14 protein-coding genes are annotated in these 15984 nt (G+C 50.5%); 7 read left to right on the top strand and 7 right to left on the bottom strand.

All coding sequences use genetic code 11. From position 1 onward, the window contains the following. The 4 genes from ACTBZS_RS05025 to dnaA form a co-directional block, all read right to left on the bottom strand. A partial coding sequence (locus tag ACTBZS_RS05025; protein ID WP_463043460.1) for an Rpn family recombination-promoting nuclease/putative transposase occupies positions 1-282 on the bottom strand: 282 nt, incomplete at its 3' end. 174 nt (positions 283-456) lie between these two features. After that, positions 457-2850, bottom strand: coding sequence for a DNA topoisomerase (ATP-hydrolyzing) subunit B (gene gyrB, locus ACTBZS_RS05020; RefSeq protein WP_460431041.1), 2394 nt, complete (start codon positions 2848-2850; stop codon positions 457-459). Between the two features lie 87 nt (positions 2851-2937). Continuing rightward, on the bottom strand, positions 2938-4050 hold the full coding sequence (gene dnaN, locus ACTBZS_RS05015; protein ID WP_460431040.1) for a DNA polymerase III subunit beta: 1113 nt from the start codon (positions 4048-4050) through the stop codon (positions 2938-2940). A gap of 45 nt (positions 4051-4095) precedes the next feature. Continuing rightward, complete coding sequence (gene dnaA / locus ACTBZS_RS05010) at positions 4096-5505, bottom strand: chromosomal replication initiator protein DnaA (protein WP_463043459.1); 1410 nt, start codon at positions 5503-5505, stop codon at positions 4096-4098. Between the two features lie 332 nt (positions 5506-5837). On the opposite strand from dnaA, the gene rpmH reads away from it, so the two are divergent. The 5 genes from rpmH (at position 5838) to ACTBZS_RS04985 (ending at position 10341) form a co-directional block, all read left to right on the top strand. Next, the gene (gene rpmH, locus ACTBZS_RS05005; protein ID WP_022653334.1) at positions 5838-5972 is read left to right on the top strand and encodes a 50S ribosomal protein L34; all 135 of its coding nucleotides are present in this window, start codon (positions 5838-5840) and stop codon (positions 5970-5972) included. 5 nt (positions 5973-5977) lie between these two features. Further along, the gene (gene rnpA / locus ACTBZS_RS05000; RefSeq protein WP_460431038.1) at positions 5978-6340 is read left to right on the top strand and encodes a ribonuclease P protein component; all 363 of its coding nucleotides are present in this window, start codon (positions 5978-5980) and stop codon (positions 6338-6340) included. Next, on the top strand, positions 6316-6525 hold the full coding sequence (yidD, locus tag ACTBZS_RS04995) for a membrane protein insertion efficiency factor YidD (RefSeq protein ID WP_081642694.1): 210 nt from the start codon (positions 6316-6318) through the stop codon (positions 6523-6525). Before rnpA ends, yidD begins: the two co-directional genes overlap by 25 nt. A 19-nt stretch (positions 6526-6544) precedes the next feature. After that, a complete protein-coding gene (gene yidC, locus ACTBZS_RS04990; protein WP_463043458.1) occupies positions 6545-8203 on the top strand; it encodes a membrane protein insertase YidC in 1659 nt (552 codons plus the stop codon). 152 nt (positions 8204-8355) lie between these two features. Continuing rightward, positions 8356-10341 carry a TonB-dependent copper receptor gene (locus ACTBZS_RS04985; protein WP_463043457.1) on the top strand — a complete coding sequence of 662 codons (1986 nt, stop codon included), beginning with the start codon at positions 8356-8358 and terminating at the stop codon, positions 10339-10341. A gap of 53 nt (positions 10342-10394) precedes the next feature. Here ACTBZS_RS04985 and ACTBZS_RS04980 read toward each other — a convergent pair whose 3' ends face one another. Then, the gene (locus ACTBZS_RS04980; RefSeq protein ID WP_463043456.1) at positions 10395-11843 is read right to left on the bottom strand and encodes a M48 family metalloprotease; all 1449 of its coding nucleotides are present in this window, start codon (positions 11841-11843) and stop codon (positions 10395-10397) included. A gap of 117 nt (positions 11844-11960) precedes the next feature. Here ACTBZS_RS04980 and ACTBZS_RS04975 point away from each other — a divergent pair, with 117 nt between their 5' ends. Then, positions 11961-12158: a Lar family restriction alleviation protein gene (locus ACTBZS_RS04975; RefSeq protein ID WP_463043455.1), complete on the top strand. Its 198-nt coding sequence runs from the start codon at positions 11961-11963 to the stop codon at positions 12156-12158. Then, positions 12140-13030: a pseudouridine synthase gene (locus ACTBZS_RS04970; RefSeq protein ID WP_463043454.1), complete on the top strand. Its 891-nt coding sequence runs from the start codon at positions 12140-12142 to the stop codon at positions 13028-13030. The genes ACTBZS_RS04975 and ACTBZS_RS04970 overlap by 19 nt, the downstream gene beginning before the upstream one ends. Here the strand turns inward: ACTBZS_RS04970 and ACTBZS_RS04965 are convergent. Further along, the gene (locus ACTBZS_RS04965; protein WP_463043453.1) at positions 12993-15140 is read right to left on the bottom strand and encodes a sensor domain-containing diguanylate cyclase; all 2148 of its coding nucleotides are present in this window, start codon (positions 15138-15140) and stop codon (positions 12993-12995) included. The two genes, ACTBZS_RS04970 and ACTBZS_RS04965, sit on opposite strands and share 38 nt — an antisense overlap. A 9-nt stretch (positions 15141-15149) precedes the next feature. After that, positions 15150-15944 (bottom strand): inositol monophosphatase family protein, encoded by a 795-nt coding sequence (locus ACTBZS_RS04960; protein ID WP_460430636.1) that lies wholly within the window; start codon positions 15942-15944, stop codon positions 15150-15152. Positions 15945-15984: the final 40 nt, after the last annotated feature.

Genomic DNA, 15984 nt, shown 5'->3' with positions numbered 1-15984 from the left:
ACGCGAACTGTAATACAAACTTCGCTCTCCCCAATACGTCTGTTTCCGCACCTGAATTTCAATATTGTATTGCACGCCAAACCCATCTTTGGCCAAGACATCCAACACGATTTCTTTGGCGTGGAGGTCTTCACCGGAGATATTGGGGTTGAGAATATCGGTGATGGTAATCGGCGGTTGATCGTAGCGGATGCTGTTGATGAGATCAGACAGCAATTCGGGTGATTGGGCAAAGAGACGTTTGAAAATGTAATCGTTCTTTGGATCGAGCAGCGGCAGCATGATTGAGGTGGGGCTAAGGTAACAGTTGATTATAGCTTGTGGATGATAAGCCTAGGATGGTGGGAACCTCTTATGCCCTCCATACCGAACTTCGGGGTGACAGCATTGCCTGTTAGAAAGATAAAAAAACCGGCCCCATCTGGTAGCCGGTTTTGTGTAGGCGGTGAAACGAAATTACACGTCGATATTCCGTGCAATCAGCGCATTGCTTTCGATAAAAGCACGGCGTGGTTCGACGTGGTCGCCCATGAGTGTGGTAAACACATCATCTGCCGTCATCGCATCCTCAATCCGCACCTTCAACAAACGGCGGACATTCGGATCCATCGTGGTTTCCCACAACTGTCCGGGGTTCATTTCACCCAACCCTTTATAACGTTGAATGCTCAGACCACGACGGGCCTCTTGCAACAACCACGTTAACGCCTCACCAAAATGTGCAATCACTCGGCCTTGTTCACCACGGCGCACTGTCGCATCGGGCCCTAACAACCCTAACAACACCCCTGCCGTTGTCTTGATATGTTGATAATCCACACTGTTCAAGAAATCGGCATCAATCGACGTCACCGTGCTATTACCATGCTGTTGCCGCACAATCCGAATTCGCCATTGATCGTTCTTATCATCATGCACCAAACTGAACTGCAACAATGCGGGGTCGAGTTGTGCCGAGAGCGTATCTAATGCCTGCTGCGCGGCAGCTTGACTATCCAACTGCAACGGTGGGCAAGACAACAAAGCATGTAATACCAACGGATCAATCACTCGACTTTCACGCTCAATTACCGCCTGAGCCACCATATATTGCCGTGCAATATTGGCTAAAGCCTCGCCTTGCAACGGTTCTGCGCCTGCCCGAGGAATAATCTGTGCGTTGCTCAGAGCCAGCTCCAATAACGCATGATTCAACTCATGTTCATCTTTAAGATAACGCTCGGTTTTACCGTGCTTCATCTTATACAGCGGCGGCTGCGCGATATAGACATGACCACGCTCGATCAGCTCCGGCATTTGCCGGTAGAAGAAAGTTAATAACAGCGTGCGAATGTGCGCGCCATCCACATCGGCATCGGTCATGATAATAATGCGGTGATAACGCAATTTCTCGGGGTTGTAGTCTTCTTTGCCGATGCCAGTCCCCATTGCAGTAATCAATGTTGCGACTTCTTGGCTAGCAATCATCTTGTCGAAGCGTGCCCGTTCCACATTCAAAATTTTGCCCTTTAACGGCAAAATGGCTTGGAATTTACGATCACGCCCCTGTTTTGCCGACCCACCAGCAGAGTCACCCTCCACCAGATACAGTTCAGACAAAGCAGGGTCTTTTTCTTGGCAATCGGCTAACTTACCGGGCAAGCCCAAACCATCCATCACCCCTTTGCGACGGGTAATTTCACGGGCTTTGCGCGCTGCTTCTCGTGCACGTGCTGCCTCGACAATTTTGCTACAGATAATTTTGGCGTCGTTGGGGTTCTCTTGTAAGAAATCGTGCAGCGTTTGCCCGATAATTTCTTGCACCACCGGACTGATTTCACTCGACACCAGTTTATCTTTGGTTTGTGAACTGAATTTTGGATCAGGCAATTTCACCGAAAGCACGCAGGTTAAACCTTCGCGCATATCATCACCGGCCGTTTCCACCTTGGCTTTTTTGGCAAACTCGTGTTCCTCAATGTATTGATTGAGGGTGCGAGTTAAGACAGCGCGTAATGCGGTCAAGTGGGTGCCGCCATCACGTTGTGGAATGTTGTTGGTAAAACATTGCACCGATTCTTGATAGGAGTCGTTCCATTGCATAGCGACTTCTACTGTCATGCCCTCTTTTTCACCTTGGGCATAGTAAATTTTGCCATGCAGCGGGCTCTTGTTGCGGTTCATGTATTCCACAAACCCAGCGACCCCACCAGCAAAGGCAAAGTTTTCTTCTTTGCCAGTGCGCTTATCCGAAAGAATAATCGACACACCATTATTCAAGAAAGACAGCTCGCGAATCCGTTTCGCTAAAATTTCATAGTGGTATTCAATCAAGCCAAACGTTTCTTGGCTGGCCATAAACGTGACTTCGGTGCCACGGTGTTGGCTTTGCCCTGTGGCCCGCAATGGAGCGACAGGTTCGCCACGGCGAAACTCCATTTCATGCACATGACCATCACGCCAAATTTTGAGGCGCAACCAATCAGACAGCGCATTCACCACCGATACCCCAACACCGTGCAACCCACCAGAAATTTTGTAGCTATTGCTATCAAACTTACCGCCAGCATGTAACACCGTCATGATGACTTCTGCCGCCGACCGGCCTTCTTCGGGGTGAATGTCGGTTGGGATGCCACGGCCGTTATCTTCAATCGAGATCGATTGATCGGGGTGAATGGTGATACGAATGGTGTCACAGTGCCCAGCCAAGGCCTCGTCAATGGCGTTGTCCAACACCTCGAACACCATGTGGTGTAAACCTGTTCCATCCGAGGTATCGCCGATATACATGCCAGGACGCTTCCGCACTGCATCCAAGCCTTTTAGCACTTTGATACTGCTGGAATCGTATTCTTGCTGTTCACTCATGAGCATTCTTTCTGTCTAATCGCCATGTATGGAAAAACCGACAATGTTTCACGTGAAACATTGTTCCCTTCACTGTCGGGACGCGGCTTAAATTCGCATCGGCATCACAATGTATTTGAAATTGGGATTGTCTGGGATGGTAAATAAGGCGCTGCGATTTGGGTCGCCGCAGGCAATTTGCACCGTATCAACCGAGACATGGTTCAACACATCTAACAGATAGTTGATGTTAAAACCGATCTCTAGGGTATCGCCCTCGTATTCAATTTCGAGTTCTTCTTGCGCTTCTTCTTGCTCGCTGTTGTTGCACATCACCGATAATTTTCCGGGTTCTAACATCAGGCGAACACCACGGAATTTTTCATTGGCCAAAATCGCCGCCCGTTGCAGAGCATGTTGTAATGCTTGGCGGTCGATTAAGAAAATTTTGTCGTTATCTAATGGGATGACGCGGTTGTAGTCGGGGAATTTACCATCGACAACCTTCGACACCACCACACTGGCACCAAAGCTAAAACGCACTTGATTGCCCAATAATTCAATCAACAGTGGCTCGTCATGGTCGGATAATTGTTTGGTCAATTCCAAGATGGTTTTGCGCGGCAAAATCGCTTCAGCGTGTGAAGTGGGGTAATCCACTTGCAAAGTGGTGTTGGCATACGCCAAACGGTGACCATCTGTTGCCACCAATTTCACCTGATCGCCGGCCATGATAAACATCATCCCGTTGAGGTAATAACGGATGTCTTGCACTGCCATCGCGTATTGCACTTGCGACAGCAAATCTTTGAACACTTTTTGTGACAGGGTGAGTTGGGCTTGGGCTTGTTGATTGACCGCTAACAAGGGGAAATCATCGGCGGGCAGAGTTTGTAATTGAAACCGGCTCCGTCCGGCTTTCACGCTCAGCCGGTTGTCTTCATGTTCAAACGACACGGTCGAATGTTCGGGAATCGCTCGCAAAATGTCTTGCAGCTTCTTTGCCGAGGTGGTCAAAGAAAAATCTGGCCCGACAATCGTATCGGGGCTGGCGGTGGTGACTTGAATCTCAAGGTCGGTGGCTAGAAAACTGACGGTATTGCCCCGTTTTTGGATTAACACATTGGCCAAAATCGGTAGGGTGTGGCGGCGTTCAACAATGCCGGTCACCGCAGATAAAGGTTTGAGTAGATCGTCGCGGTCGGCTTGCAAAATCAACATGGCTTATTCCTCAATCACTGTAGTCGCTCTCAGTTGGAAACGGCGTTAACCGCGCAACATATTGAGTAGGGTGGTGTAGTCGCGGGCGAGTTCGGCGTCACTCTCTCGCAGACTGTGTATGGTTTTACAGGCGTGCATCACCGTGGTGTGATCACGACCACCAAACGCATCACCGATATTAGGCAAACTCAATTCGGTGAGTTCTTTGGCCAAACACATCGCAATTTGCCGTGGACGAGCAATTTCGCGTTTGCGTTTTTGTGAGTACATATCCGCCAACTTCAGCTTGAAATACTCAGCAACGGTTTTTTGGATATTGTCGATAGAGATTTGCCGATTGCCTGCCGCCAGTAAATCTTTAAGCGATTCTTTCACTAACGGTAGGGTGATGGGCAGATTGCTAAAGCGCGCATAAGCCGCTACCCGCTTGAGTGCCCCTTCCAATTCCCTTACGTTCGAGCGCACGTTTTGGGCAATAAAAAAGGCCACGTTGTGTTCGAGTTTAAGATGATCGGCTTCGGCTTTTTTCATCAAAATCGCCACCCGCATTTCAAGTTCTGGTGGCTGAATTTCCACCGTTAAACCCCATGAAAAACGCGAAATCAGGCGTTCATCCATCCCTTCAATCTGTTTGGGGTAGGTGTCACAGGTCATAATCACCTGTTTACCACTTTCTAACAGTGAATTAAAGGCATAGAAGAATTCTTCCATGGTGCGGTTTTTGCCGGCAAAGAACTGAATATCGTCAATCAGCAACAAATCGAGAGAGTGGTAGTAGCGCTTAAAGTCATCGAACGATTTATGCTGATAGGCACGCATAATATCTGCCACATAACGTTCGGCATGAACATAACGAATTTTAGCGTGGGGGTTTTTTTGATAAACCAAATTTCCCACCGCTTGAATTAAGTGAGTTTTCCCCAGCCCCACCCCGCCGTACACAAAGAAAGGGTTGTAAGTCGGGTCGCCAGGATGCTCGGCAATTTGCATCGCCGCTGCGCGTGCCAGCTGGTTACCTTTACCGGTCACCAGACTGTCAAAAGTAAACGCTGGGTTCAGACGCGTGCTTTCGTGGCCGCTACCAATTGGTTTGCTGGTTGGTTTGGTTGCAGTGATGCTGGCTGGTGAAGGGGGCGGCGTTAAAATCGCCGGCGCCGCAACCACCCGAGCAGGGGCAAGACGCGAGGGCGGTGTTTTGGGGGCACTGGCTGGTGTGGCAATCCGCAACTCTATTTCAACCCCCGCCATCCCTGCTTCTTCGGCAAAGGTTTCAATCCGAGCGAAAAAACGCTCTTTGATAAATTGCAAGACGAAGCGATTGGGCGCGTACAACACCAAACCCTGTTCTTTCACTTCACAGTGCAGCGGCTTGATCCATGTGTTGAATTGTTGGGCCGAGAGTTCTGTCTGAAAACGAGACAGACACAGAGGCCAAAATTGATCAAAGTCGGTCATGATGCGGCGAGGTCCACGTTAACAGATCCGCGAGCTCAATCCCAAAGTTTGCTGCACGGTGGAGGGAGAACGGATGCTTTATTCGCTGTGACGTTTGGGGTCATTAACCATTCGATTACAGCAACATCCAACAAGAGGAACACCACTAGCAAGTGGTTGTTCGATGAGAAAATACACAGCGCGGGTTGTGAATAACTTGGCTTAAAGCCGGCGATTCTACTCGTTTTCCAAAAAGTTATCCACAGCCCACCCTAAAAATTGCCATTGACAATTTTGTTAGGACGCGTTGTAATCTCACGTTTATTTTCTGTTGCAGAATAGGAACTTAGTTCATGAAGCGCACCTTCCAACCTTCCGTCACCCGCCGCAAACGCACTCATGGTTTCCGCGTTCGTATGAAAACCCGTGGTGGACGCGCTGTGATCAACGCACGCCGTGGTCGTGGCCGTAAGCGTTTGGCTGTCTGATAGCCTTGGCTTTTTCCTTCCGCCGCACACAGCGTCTTTTGAAAACGGATGATTTTTCATCCGTTTTTCGTTTGCGTAGTTTGCGCAGCAATCAGTGGGTGCAAGTCTATGCGTGCCCCAACACAGTGGGTCAGGCTCGGCTGGGTTTGGTTGTGGGTAAAAAGGTGGCCAAACGCGCTATCAAACGCAACTATATGAAACGAACCACACGCGAAACCTTTCGGTTGTGTGCTGCACGGCTAGGTAGCGTTGACTTTGTGGTTCGAGTGCGTCAACCTTTCGACCGTCGCCATGCTGCCGAGGTCCGCTCGGCCTTACGCAGTCTTTTCACGAAACTGGCACGATGTCACGCATCTTCATCTTCCTGATTCGCTTTTATCAAGTCGCCATCAGTCCTTGGCTTGCACCGCGCTGTCGCTATCAGCCGACGTGTTCTAGCTATGCGCTCGAAGCAGTCCAAAAACATGGTGCGATCAAAGGCGGTTATTTGGCCCTAAAACGCATAGGTCGTTGCCACCCCCTTGGGGGCAGTGGTTACGATCCAGTTCCTTAGACTCCAGCCCGGAAACGAGATGGATACCAAAAGACTCATCGCTTTTATCATTCTGTCCTTCAGCATCTTGCTGTTGTGGCAAGAATTTTTCGCGCCGCCTCCGCCACCTAAACCGGCAGTGACGGCTTCCACAGACACCCCGACACCAACGCCAACCACAGCGACGAAAACAGTTGAGCCTGCTGCTGCGGGGCAGTTGTTAAAAGCACAGCGCATTCAAGTCGAAACCGATTTGTTGCGGGTGGTGATTGACACCCAAGGCGGGGATATCCGGCGTATGGAGTTGTTGAAGCAAGGGGCTGTGCACGATCCCAAACAGCCTTTCTTGCTGCTACAAGATGACGGAGGCCGGACGTATATCGCTCAAAGCGGTTTGATTTCGGCACAACATCCTAACCTGCCATCACACAAAACGATTTTCCAAGCTGGCAAAACTCGCTATCAACTGCAACAAGGGCAAGACCATGTGGATGTGGTTCTTACCGCGCCAGCAGTGAATGGTGTCGAGGTTCGCAAGGTCTATCGCTTCACCCGTGGTAGCTACTTAATTGATGTTCGCCACGAGGTGGTCAACCAAAGCAATCAGCCCTTGTCGCTCGAGGCTTACTATCGCTTCTTGCGTGATGGTCAAGCCCCAGAGGGGGAAAATTCTTTAGCTTATACCTTTACCGGCCCAGCGGTTTACACCGAAGAAGGCAAGTTTCAAAAGGTTAAGTTTGAAGATTTAGACAAGAATAAGGCTGAATACGTTAAACAGGCGGATAACGGCTGGGTTGCCATGTTGCAGCATTATTTTGCTACAGCGTGGATTTTAAAAACCAATGACGGTAAAACCCTGTGCCAAACAGCAACCGCATGTCGTTTTGAGTTGAAGCCTGCAAGCAATGGTCTTTACTCAGCGGGTACGATTGTTACCTTACCTGCCATTGCCGCCGGTCAAACCAGCAGCTTCTCGATACCGCTCTATGCTGGACCTGAAGAGACGCGTACCTTAGAAGCGATTGCACCGGGCTTGGACTTAACCAAAGACTATGGTTGGACCACCATCATCGCCAAGCCCCTGTTCTGGGTGTTGGATCGTTTGCATCAGTTGGTGGGGAACTGGGGTTGGTCGATTGTCTTGCTGACGGTGTTAATTAAAGCCGCTTTCTATCCGTTGTCTGCCGCCAGCTATCGCTCGATGGCAAAAATGAAAGCGGTGGCTCCTCGCCTACAACGCTTGAAAGAGCAATACGGCGACGACCGCATGAAAATGCAGCAAGCGATGATGGAAATGTACAAAACCGAGAAGATCAACCCTTTGGGTGGATGCTTACCGATTTTGATTCAAATTCCGGTGTTCATCGGTTTGTATTGGGCATTGTTGGCTTCGGTCGAACTGCGTCAAGCGCCTTGGTTAGGTTGGATTGAAGACTTATCGCGCCCTGATCCGTTCTACATTCTGCCTGTGATCATGGCTGCGACGATGTTCGCGCAAACCTTCCTCAACCCACCTCCACCCGATCCTTTGCAAGCGAAGATGATGAAAATCATGCCATTGGCTTTCTCGGTGATGTTCTTCTTCTTCCCTGCTGGTTTGGTGTTGTACTGGGTCGTCAACAATATTCTGTCGATGGCGCAGCAGTGGTATGTCAACAAACAAATTGAGAAACAGTCGGCTTTGGCGCTGAATTCTTAATTTGCACTAGGTTGAAACAAAAATACCCCACCAAAAGGTGGGGTATTTTTTATGCACTGGAGTCACAGGTGCGACGTTTTGCCACATTAGCAAGATAATTTCATGTCTTTATCATTGCAGCTTTATTTTTTCCAATAAAGCGACACCGACCGATGAATCCCCGTTCCTTCTTCATCGCTGCCTGTGCCCTCAGCAGTGCCAGTACCGTTTATGCTAATACCGATCCCGCCACACTTGAGCCGATTGTGGTGACTGCCACCCCCATGCGGGATCCGTTGACGATCATCACCGATGCGAAAGCGCCACGCCAACCTTTGCCAGCGGCAGACGGTGCGGGGTTGCTCAAGAGTATTCCAGGGTTTAGCGTGACCCGTAAAGGGGGCTCGGGGGGCGATCCTTTGTTACGTGGCTTAGGCGCAGGCCGCTTAAATATTTTGATTGATGGCAGCAGTGCCTTTGGTGGCTGTGGGATGCGGATGGATCCTCCAACAGCCTATATCTATCCAGATATGTTTGATCGAGTTGTTGTCAGCAAAGGCCCTCAAAGTGTGCAACATGGCCCAGTGCCATTAGCCGGTAGTGTCAGTTTTGAACGTGATACGCCCACTTTTACCGGCCCGAGTGTGAGTGGAGATATCTCAGCGACAGTGGCCAGTTTTGATCGTAATGACCAATCACTCAATCTATTGGCGGGCTCGGAGTTAGGTTGGATTCGCTTATCAGGTCAACGTAATGAAAGCGGTGACTATCGTGATGGAGAGGGTGTGCGGGTCAATTCTGCTGCCCGTCGCCATAGCGCAGCCGCGACTGTGGGTTGGACACCAGACAGTCAGACCTTATTGGAATTCTCTTATGACTGGAGCCGTGGCGAAGGCGCTTACGCTGACAGAATGATGGATGGCGCAAAGTTTGACCGCGATGCGTGGCAGATTAAGGCTGAACGCCGTCAGATCACGCCTTGGTTAAATAAGGTCTCGGCGTCTTACTATCACAGCTACGTTGATCATGTGATGGACAACTTCTCTTTGCGTCGGCCTCCCGCGATGAAATCAGCGTGGGCATTAAGTAATCCCGATCGTGAAGTAGAAGGTGCCAAAGTGGATGCAGAACTGAGTTTTGATCAACTCACCCTGAATCTTGGTGCTGATATACAACATGATTGGCACACTGCCCGTAGTGGAGTGAACTATCAACAACAAGCACGAACTCCCGATATGCGCTTTAGCCGCCAAGGGATCTATCTTGAAGGCAAATATACGCTGTCGGAACAAAGTCGAATTTTGGCTGGATGGCGTGTCGATCAGCACGAAGCGACCGATCAACGTGCTAACAGTGCTTCAAAAACTGCAGGGGTCACTGATCGTGACACGTTACACGGTGGTTTTATCCGATTTGAGCAACAAACTACGCCACAATGGTTATGGTTTGCGGGGGTAGGGTATACCGAACGCGCGGCAGATTATTGGGAGCGTACCAAAGGCAATAACGCCTTCTTGCTGAATCCAGAGAAACAAACACAATTGGATCTTGGCTTGTCATGGCGGCAAGGGGATTGGCGAGCGAATGCCAGTGTATTTTACGCCAAGATTGATGATTTTATTTTGGCACAATACCCGAATGCCCCTCATTTCTCGATGGCAAGCGCGGCCAATATTGATGCAACCCGTCTAGGGGGTGAGGCTGACATTAGCTGGCGGTTTGCCAAACATTGGCAAGCACAAGCCAGTGTTGCCTATGTGTATGGTCGTAATGACAGCAGCGGTCGGCCCTTGGCACAAACACCACCGCTCGAAGGCCGCTTAGCGATTGATTACGATGATGGCGTTTTCTCTGCTGGTGCTTCAGTGCGTGCTGTTGCACGACAAACCCGTCTTGATCCGACACGCGGTAATGTCTTCAATATGGACTTATCCACACCTGCTGCCGGCTTTAGCACCGTGTCGCTGTATGGTGGTTGGAAGCCAGAAAAATCATTGTCGTTGATCGCTGGGGTAGATAACTTATTTGACCGCAGCTATGCCGAACCAATCAGTCGCGGCATGCCCGGCGGTATGGCACAACCCGCCGGCTATGAACAAACCCTGCGGGTCAATGAACCGGGTCGGACTTGGTGGTTAAAAGGTCGTTACCAGTTCTAATCTAAATTAGAACCCGTGTAAGTTGGGTTGCCAAGCACAGGTAGCCCAACCTTTTACGACTTCGCATTTTTTTCCTCTTGCAAGCGTTGTTGTGCTTCGCGCATACGGACGTCTAAAACCGAGCGTAGGTAAAAATCCTCACCTTGGCTGTGATGGGCGAGTTGATATTGTTCTAACGCTGGGCCAAAACGGTGTTGGTAGAAATAGCCATTGCCTAGGGCATAGTGATAACGCAACGGTTCACGATCGGCGTATAACTTGGCTTGTTTTTGCCACAGGGCAGGATCTTCTGGCCAGCGTTTTAATGCCGCTTCTAACAACGACTGCGCACGAGGGCGGTCTTTGACCAACAAAGCGGTATCAATCTCGCCATAGATCAATCCAAGATGTGCTGGCCAACGTTGCCGGCCCTGTTGGAAGATGGCAAGTGCGGTCGGTGTGTTCTGTTGCCCTAATTGAATGGTCGCCGCCAGTTGAGTGAGCGCCGGATGTGGCTGCCCCAGTTTTTCACTACGCTGCAAACTTAGCTGTGCCGCTGACCATTGTTTGGCTTGCGCTTGGGCATAAGCCAAGCCATATTGCGTGACAGCCTCCGAGCGAAACCGTCCCTGTTTGAGTGCCTCTTCATAAAACCCAATCGCAGCCAGCGTGCCGTGTTGTTTCACCCGCAACCGTTCCCGCAACAGCAAAAAATCCAGCGAGTCGGCTACCATTTTGCTTGGCAGATTGGCGGCGCGGCTTTCGCTTTCGGTCAGACGTTCGCTGCTCATTGGATGAGTGCGTAAGAAAGCAAGGGCATTGTTATCATTGAGGCGCGTGGATTGGTGTAGGCGGCGAAAAAAGTCACTCATGCCCTGCGGATTAAACCCTGCTTTGAGTAAAATCTCCATGCCAAGACGGTCGGCTTCACGTTCAAAGTCACGGCTGTAGGCTAACTGGTTTTGAATTGCTAAACCGGGGCCAACATTAGCAGCCGCAGCGGCAACTTGATGATTACCTGACACACTGGCGGCCAGAATGGCAGCTAACAACGTGCCAAACATCAATAATGAGTTGTTGCCTTGTTGCTCGACCATGCGCGCAATATGGCGTTGTGAAACATGCGCCATTTCGTGGGCTAATACCGAGGCCAATTCCGATTCATTCTCGGCAGCAAACAGCAGACCGCTATGAATCCCAATCACGCCTCCCGGCATTGCAAAAGCATTGATACTGTTGTCGTCAATCAATAAAAAACGATAACTGTGCTCAGACATCGGGCTGTGCTGCAATAATCGTTGTCCCAACTGTTGCAGGTACTGTTGGCCATCCACATCATCCACCAAGGCACCCACTTCATACATCTTGGCAATCGCTTGTCGTCCAATCGCCCGTTCTTGTTGTACCGAGAATCCTGCCCGTGCCGAATCACCTAAATCGGGCAAGGCTGCAGTGTGTGCAGACACGGGGAGCATGTTGCCACACAGACAGGCAAGCAGCAGATAACGCGCAATCACCGACATATCAAACCTTCCACCACAATATCCATCTTCAGAAACCCAATTAGGCAGCAAGTTCCATCATGGTTTGTCTTGCTTGCCGGATTGGGGCATATTGCCATTTTTCGTTGAGAAATAATCATGACCTCTGCTACGCCCGAACCTACCGTCCCTAAACCCTGCCAAAAATGTGGCTCTCCTGCTGAAGTGGTGAAAGCTGGATCACGCCGCTTTTGGGTGCAATGTTCCCGTTATCCCAAGCAGGGAAATTGCAGCACCATTGGTGCCCAAGCGGATAACCGCAAAGAGGCCATTTTGTTATGGAATCGCAGTCGCTAAACCCGATGGTACATCGCCTAGTGTTACCTGCTGGCCACTGGCCAGACTTACTCAGTTTTTTGCTGAGTCGATTTCGCCATGTCAGCCGTGAAGTGTGGTTAGGGCGTTTTGCTGAGGGGCGAGTCTGGGATAGTGAACAACGTCCTTGTCATCCTGATATGCCCTATCGTCCCGGGTTGGCGTTGTTTTATCAACGAGAGGAAGTACAAGAAACACCAGTGCCGTTTTGTGAGCAGGTGTTATACCGTGATGAACGCTTGTTGGTGGTCGATAAACCGCATTTCTTAGCCTGTATGCCTGCTGGGCAACACCAGCGCGAAACCTTGCTCTATCGTCTGCAACACCGCTTAAACTTGCCTAATCTCAGTGCCTTACATCGCTTAGACCGTGAAACGGCTGGTGTGATGTTGTTATGTATCGACCCCCGCTGTCGTGATGCCTATCAAGCGTTATTTCGACTGCGGCAAGTACAAAAAACTTACCATGCCATCGCTCGATTTCGGCCAGAATTGCCTTTCCCACGTCACTACCGCAGCCATCTACAAGAGCGCGCTGATTCTTTTTTAATGGAAGAGGTAGCGGGTGAAATCAACAGTGAAACGGCTATGGCGATATTGGCACATAACGATCAGTGGGCGCGTTATCAGTTGCAACCCTTAACCGGAAAAAAACACCAACTGCGCCTGCACATGGCGCAATTAGGGATACCGATTCGCCACGACCGTTGGTATCCCACGCTTCACCCAACGGTGAGCGATGACTTTAGCCAACCGTTGCAACTATTAGCCAAGGAAATCCGTTTTATCGACCCGTATACCAATGAAGCTCGGTGTTTTAGTAGTCAACAGACATTGCTGTTGCCGCCAGTGTAGGGGAATAGAGTTGCCAACGACCTCGCCCCGACCGCTTAGCGTGATACATCGCAGCATCAGCCTGTTTTGAGAGTTCGATTTCAGTGGTGCCATGTTCGGGCGAGAGGGCGATACCGATGCTACAGGAAATGCGTAGCGTATGATCATCGATCACAAACGGTTGTACCAACTGTTGGCAAATCTGTTCAGCCATCTGTGTCGCCAATTCGGTTTGCTGGGTATGCGGCAATAACACCACAAACTCATCCCCCCCAATCCGTGCCACCATATCGCCGAGCCGTAAACAAACTTGCATCCGCGCTGCGGCTTGTTGCAACAAGACATCACCGATGGCATGACCATAGGTATCGTTAACCGGCTTAAAGTGATCAAGATCGAGAAACATCAAGACACAAGGCTGACCCGCATCCAACTCATATTGCAGCGATTCGGCAAATAAAGTGCGATTTGGCAAACCAGTTAGGGCATCGTGCTGTGCCAAATATTGCATCCGCTGTTGGATATGTTCGCGTTGTGCTAAGGCCTGTTGTAATTGCTGATTAACCGCTTCGAGCTGACGTCGTGCCGCTTGTTCTTGCAGATATTGTTGGTGACGGGCGAGGGTGGCAGCGAAATTATCGGCAGCAAGGCGCAAAAAAGCCTGCTCAGTCTCGCTGAATTGCCGTTCTTGCTCGGTATCATCAAAGCCGACAAAACCAATTAAGCGGCCATCCACCCGCATCGGGTGCATAATCAACGATAAAATGCCTTGGCTGGCTAAAATCTCGCGCCCCGAGCCTTGCATGGCAGGCGGCAGATTGTCCAACGTTGGTACCACCAGCGGCTCTCCCTGCAAGAAAATATCAATCAAGCCGGGAAACACCTCAAACGGCACCCCTTGTAGCTCCTCTTGCTGTGGTAACACCTCCGGTAAACACCATTCATGGGTGTTTGACCACGTACAGGCGGTGAAATCGTTCGAGAAAATATAGGCGCGTGTTGCGCGTAAAAAACGGCCGAGAATTTCTAAACAGCCCAACAAACCACTGTCAACATCATCAATCCGCAGTTGTGCCGTGAGCAACGCCAATTCACCCGCTGCTTGGTGAAAACGATTGAGTGCTAATAGATAGGCTTCTTGTTTTTTACGCTCGGAAATATTACGCGATACACCAAGTACACCAATAAACTGCCCTTTGCTGCCATAAATTCCCGAGGTACTGACCTCGACCCAAACAGTTGAACCGTCTTTACACAGTTGTTCATATTCAGCCGATTGTGCTGGGAACGGTCGCCCTTGTGCGACCTCTGATAGTGCATGATTGAGGTGAGCTTGTGCCAAAGCACGAGAAGCAGGGGCTAAGCGCTCGTCAAAGGTTTGCCCCATGACCTCGGCCACGGTGTAACCGCGTAAACGCTCCACCGAGGGGCTGACGTAGGTAAAACGCCCCTTCAAATCCATAATCCAAATCACATCTTGGGCATGATCGGCTAACAGCCGGTGGCGTTCTTCGCTAATGCGTAGGGCTTCTAAAGCCTGAAAACGCTCGATAGCAATTTCGGCCAATTTAGCCGCCTGCTGGATCAAACCAATATCAGCGGCGGTTGGTGTCGCGGGAAAAGGATGATAGAGGGCAAAGGTACCGAGAATTTGGCCTGTGCTTGAGATAATCGGTTCAGACCAACAGGAGGCCAACCCTGCTTGTTCGGCCAATGTGGTGTAGCCATGCCAATTGGGATGCTCATGGACAGATTCTACAATCACACGCTGCCCAGTATAGGCTGCCTCACCACAGGCTCCGATACCGAGTCCGATTTCAATGCCGTCAATCGCTTGATTATAAAAAGTCGGCAAACTCGGTGCGGCCCCGTGGCGCAATCGCTTGCCCTCTTCATCCAGCAGCAAAATACTGCACCACACATCACGGTTGGCTTGTTCGATCCCGAGAACGATGGTCTCTAAAATCAATGGTAAAGGGGCACCTTCTGCCAACAACGACAAGACATCCAACGCCGCCCCTTCTGCGGGGCGGGTGGGGTGAATCATCGGTAAAGAGGCATCAGCACTGCCATATTGCAGGCGCTGTTGACAGGCGGGACATAACAAAGACCATAGCAGATCGGCATCCATGATGTTCTCTTAGCGATTCGCTCGTACCCACTTTCGCCATTGTTCAAATAAATTGGCATCTAAAGCGGCGACAACCGAGCGTTGCCACAGGGCACCATCCCAATATTCATCGTGTTCTAACGTACACATCTTGCCACCGGCTTCTTCTAAGATGACACAGCCTGCGGCGTAATCCCATAGCCGTTGTCCACCGTGAAGGTAGAGATCAAACCGGCCGGCTGCGACATAACACCAATCTAGCGTAGAAGCGCCCAAATTGCGTTGGCTGCCACAAGGGGCCAATGAAGCCAAACGGGTCGAGAGCTTACCGCTACGCAGATATTTCACCTCGACTGAAGCGATGGTGTCAGACAACACCGCTGGCGAGGCTTTCAGCGGCAGAGGTGTCCCATTGAGATAAGCGCCATCCCCTTTGCGGGCATAAAACATTTCATTGCTGGCAGGGTTATAAATCACCCCTAATATACTGCGGCCTTGTTGTACCAAGGCCACCGAAATCGCGAAATAGGGGAGGCCATGCACAAAATTGGTGGTGCCATCGATGGGATCGACCACCCACAGACCGGTTTGGGCATGTTGTGCCCACAGGGCTTCTTGTTCTTGGGTGGTCATTTCTTCACCAAGAACCGGATAGGGCAAAATTTTGGGTAAATCACGTGCCAAAGCAGCTTGCGTTGCCAAATCGGCTTCGGTGAGCTGCGAACCATCGTGTTTGCGTGTGGAATGCACCCGCAAAAAACGAGGCATCACCTCGGTTTGTGCAATGGTGCGTAGTGCTTGGATGACCTGATCGACAACCTGCATGAGGCTTCCTGACGCACGCTACAGCGGATCGCACTGCAGC

Source organism: Aquaspirillum sp. (assembly GCF_055136605.1).
The sequence above is the reverse complement of the archived record's forward strand: the minus strand, read 5'-3'. Positions and strand labels throughout refer to the sequence as shown.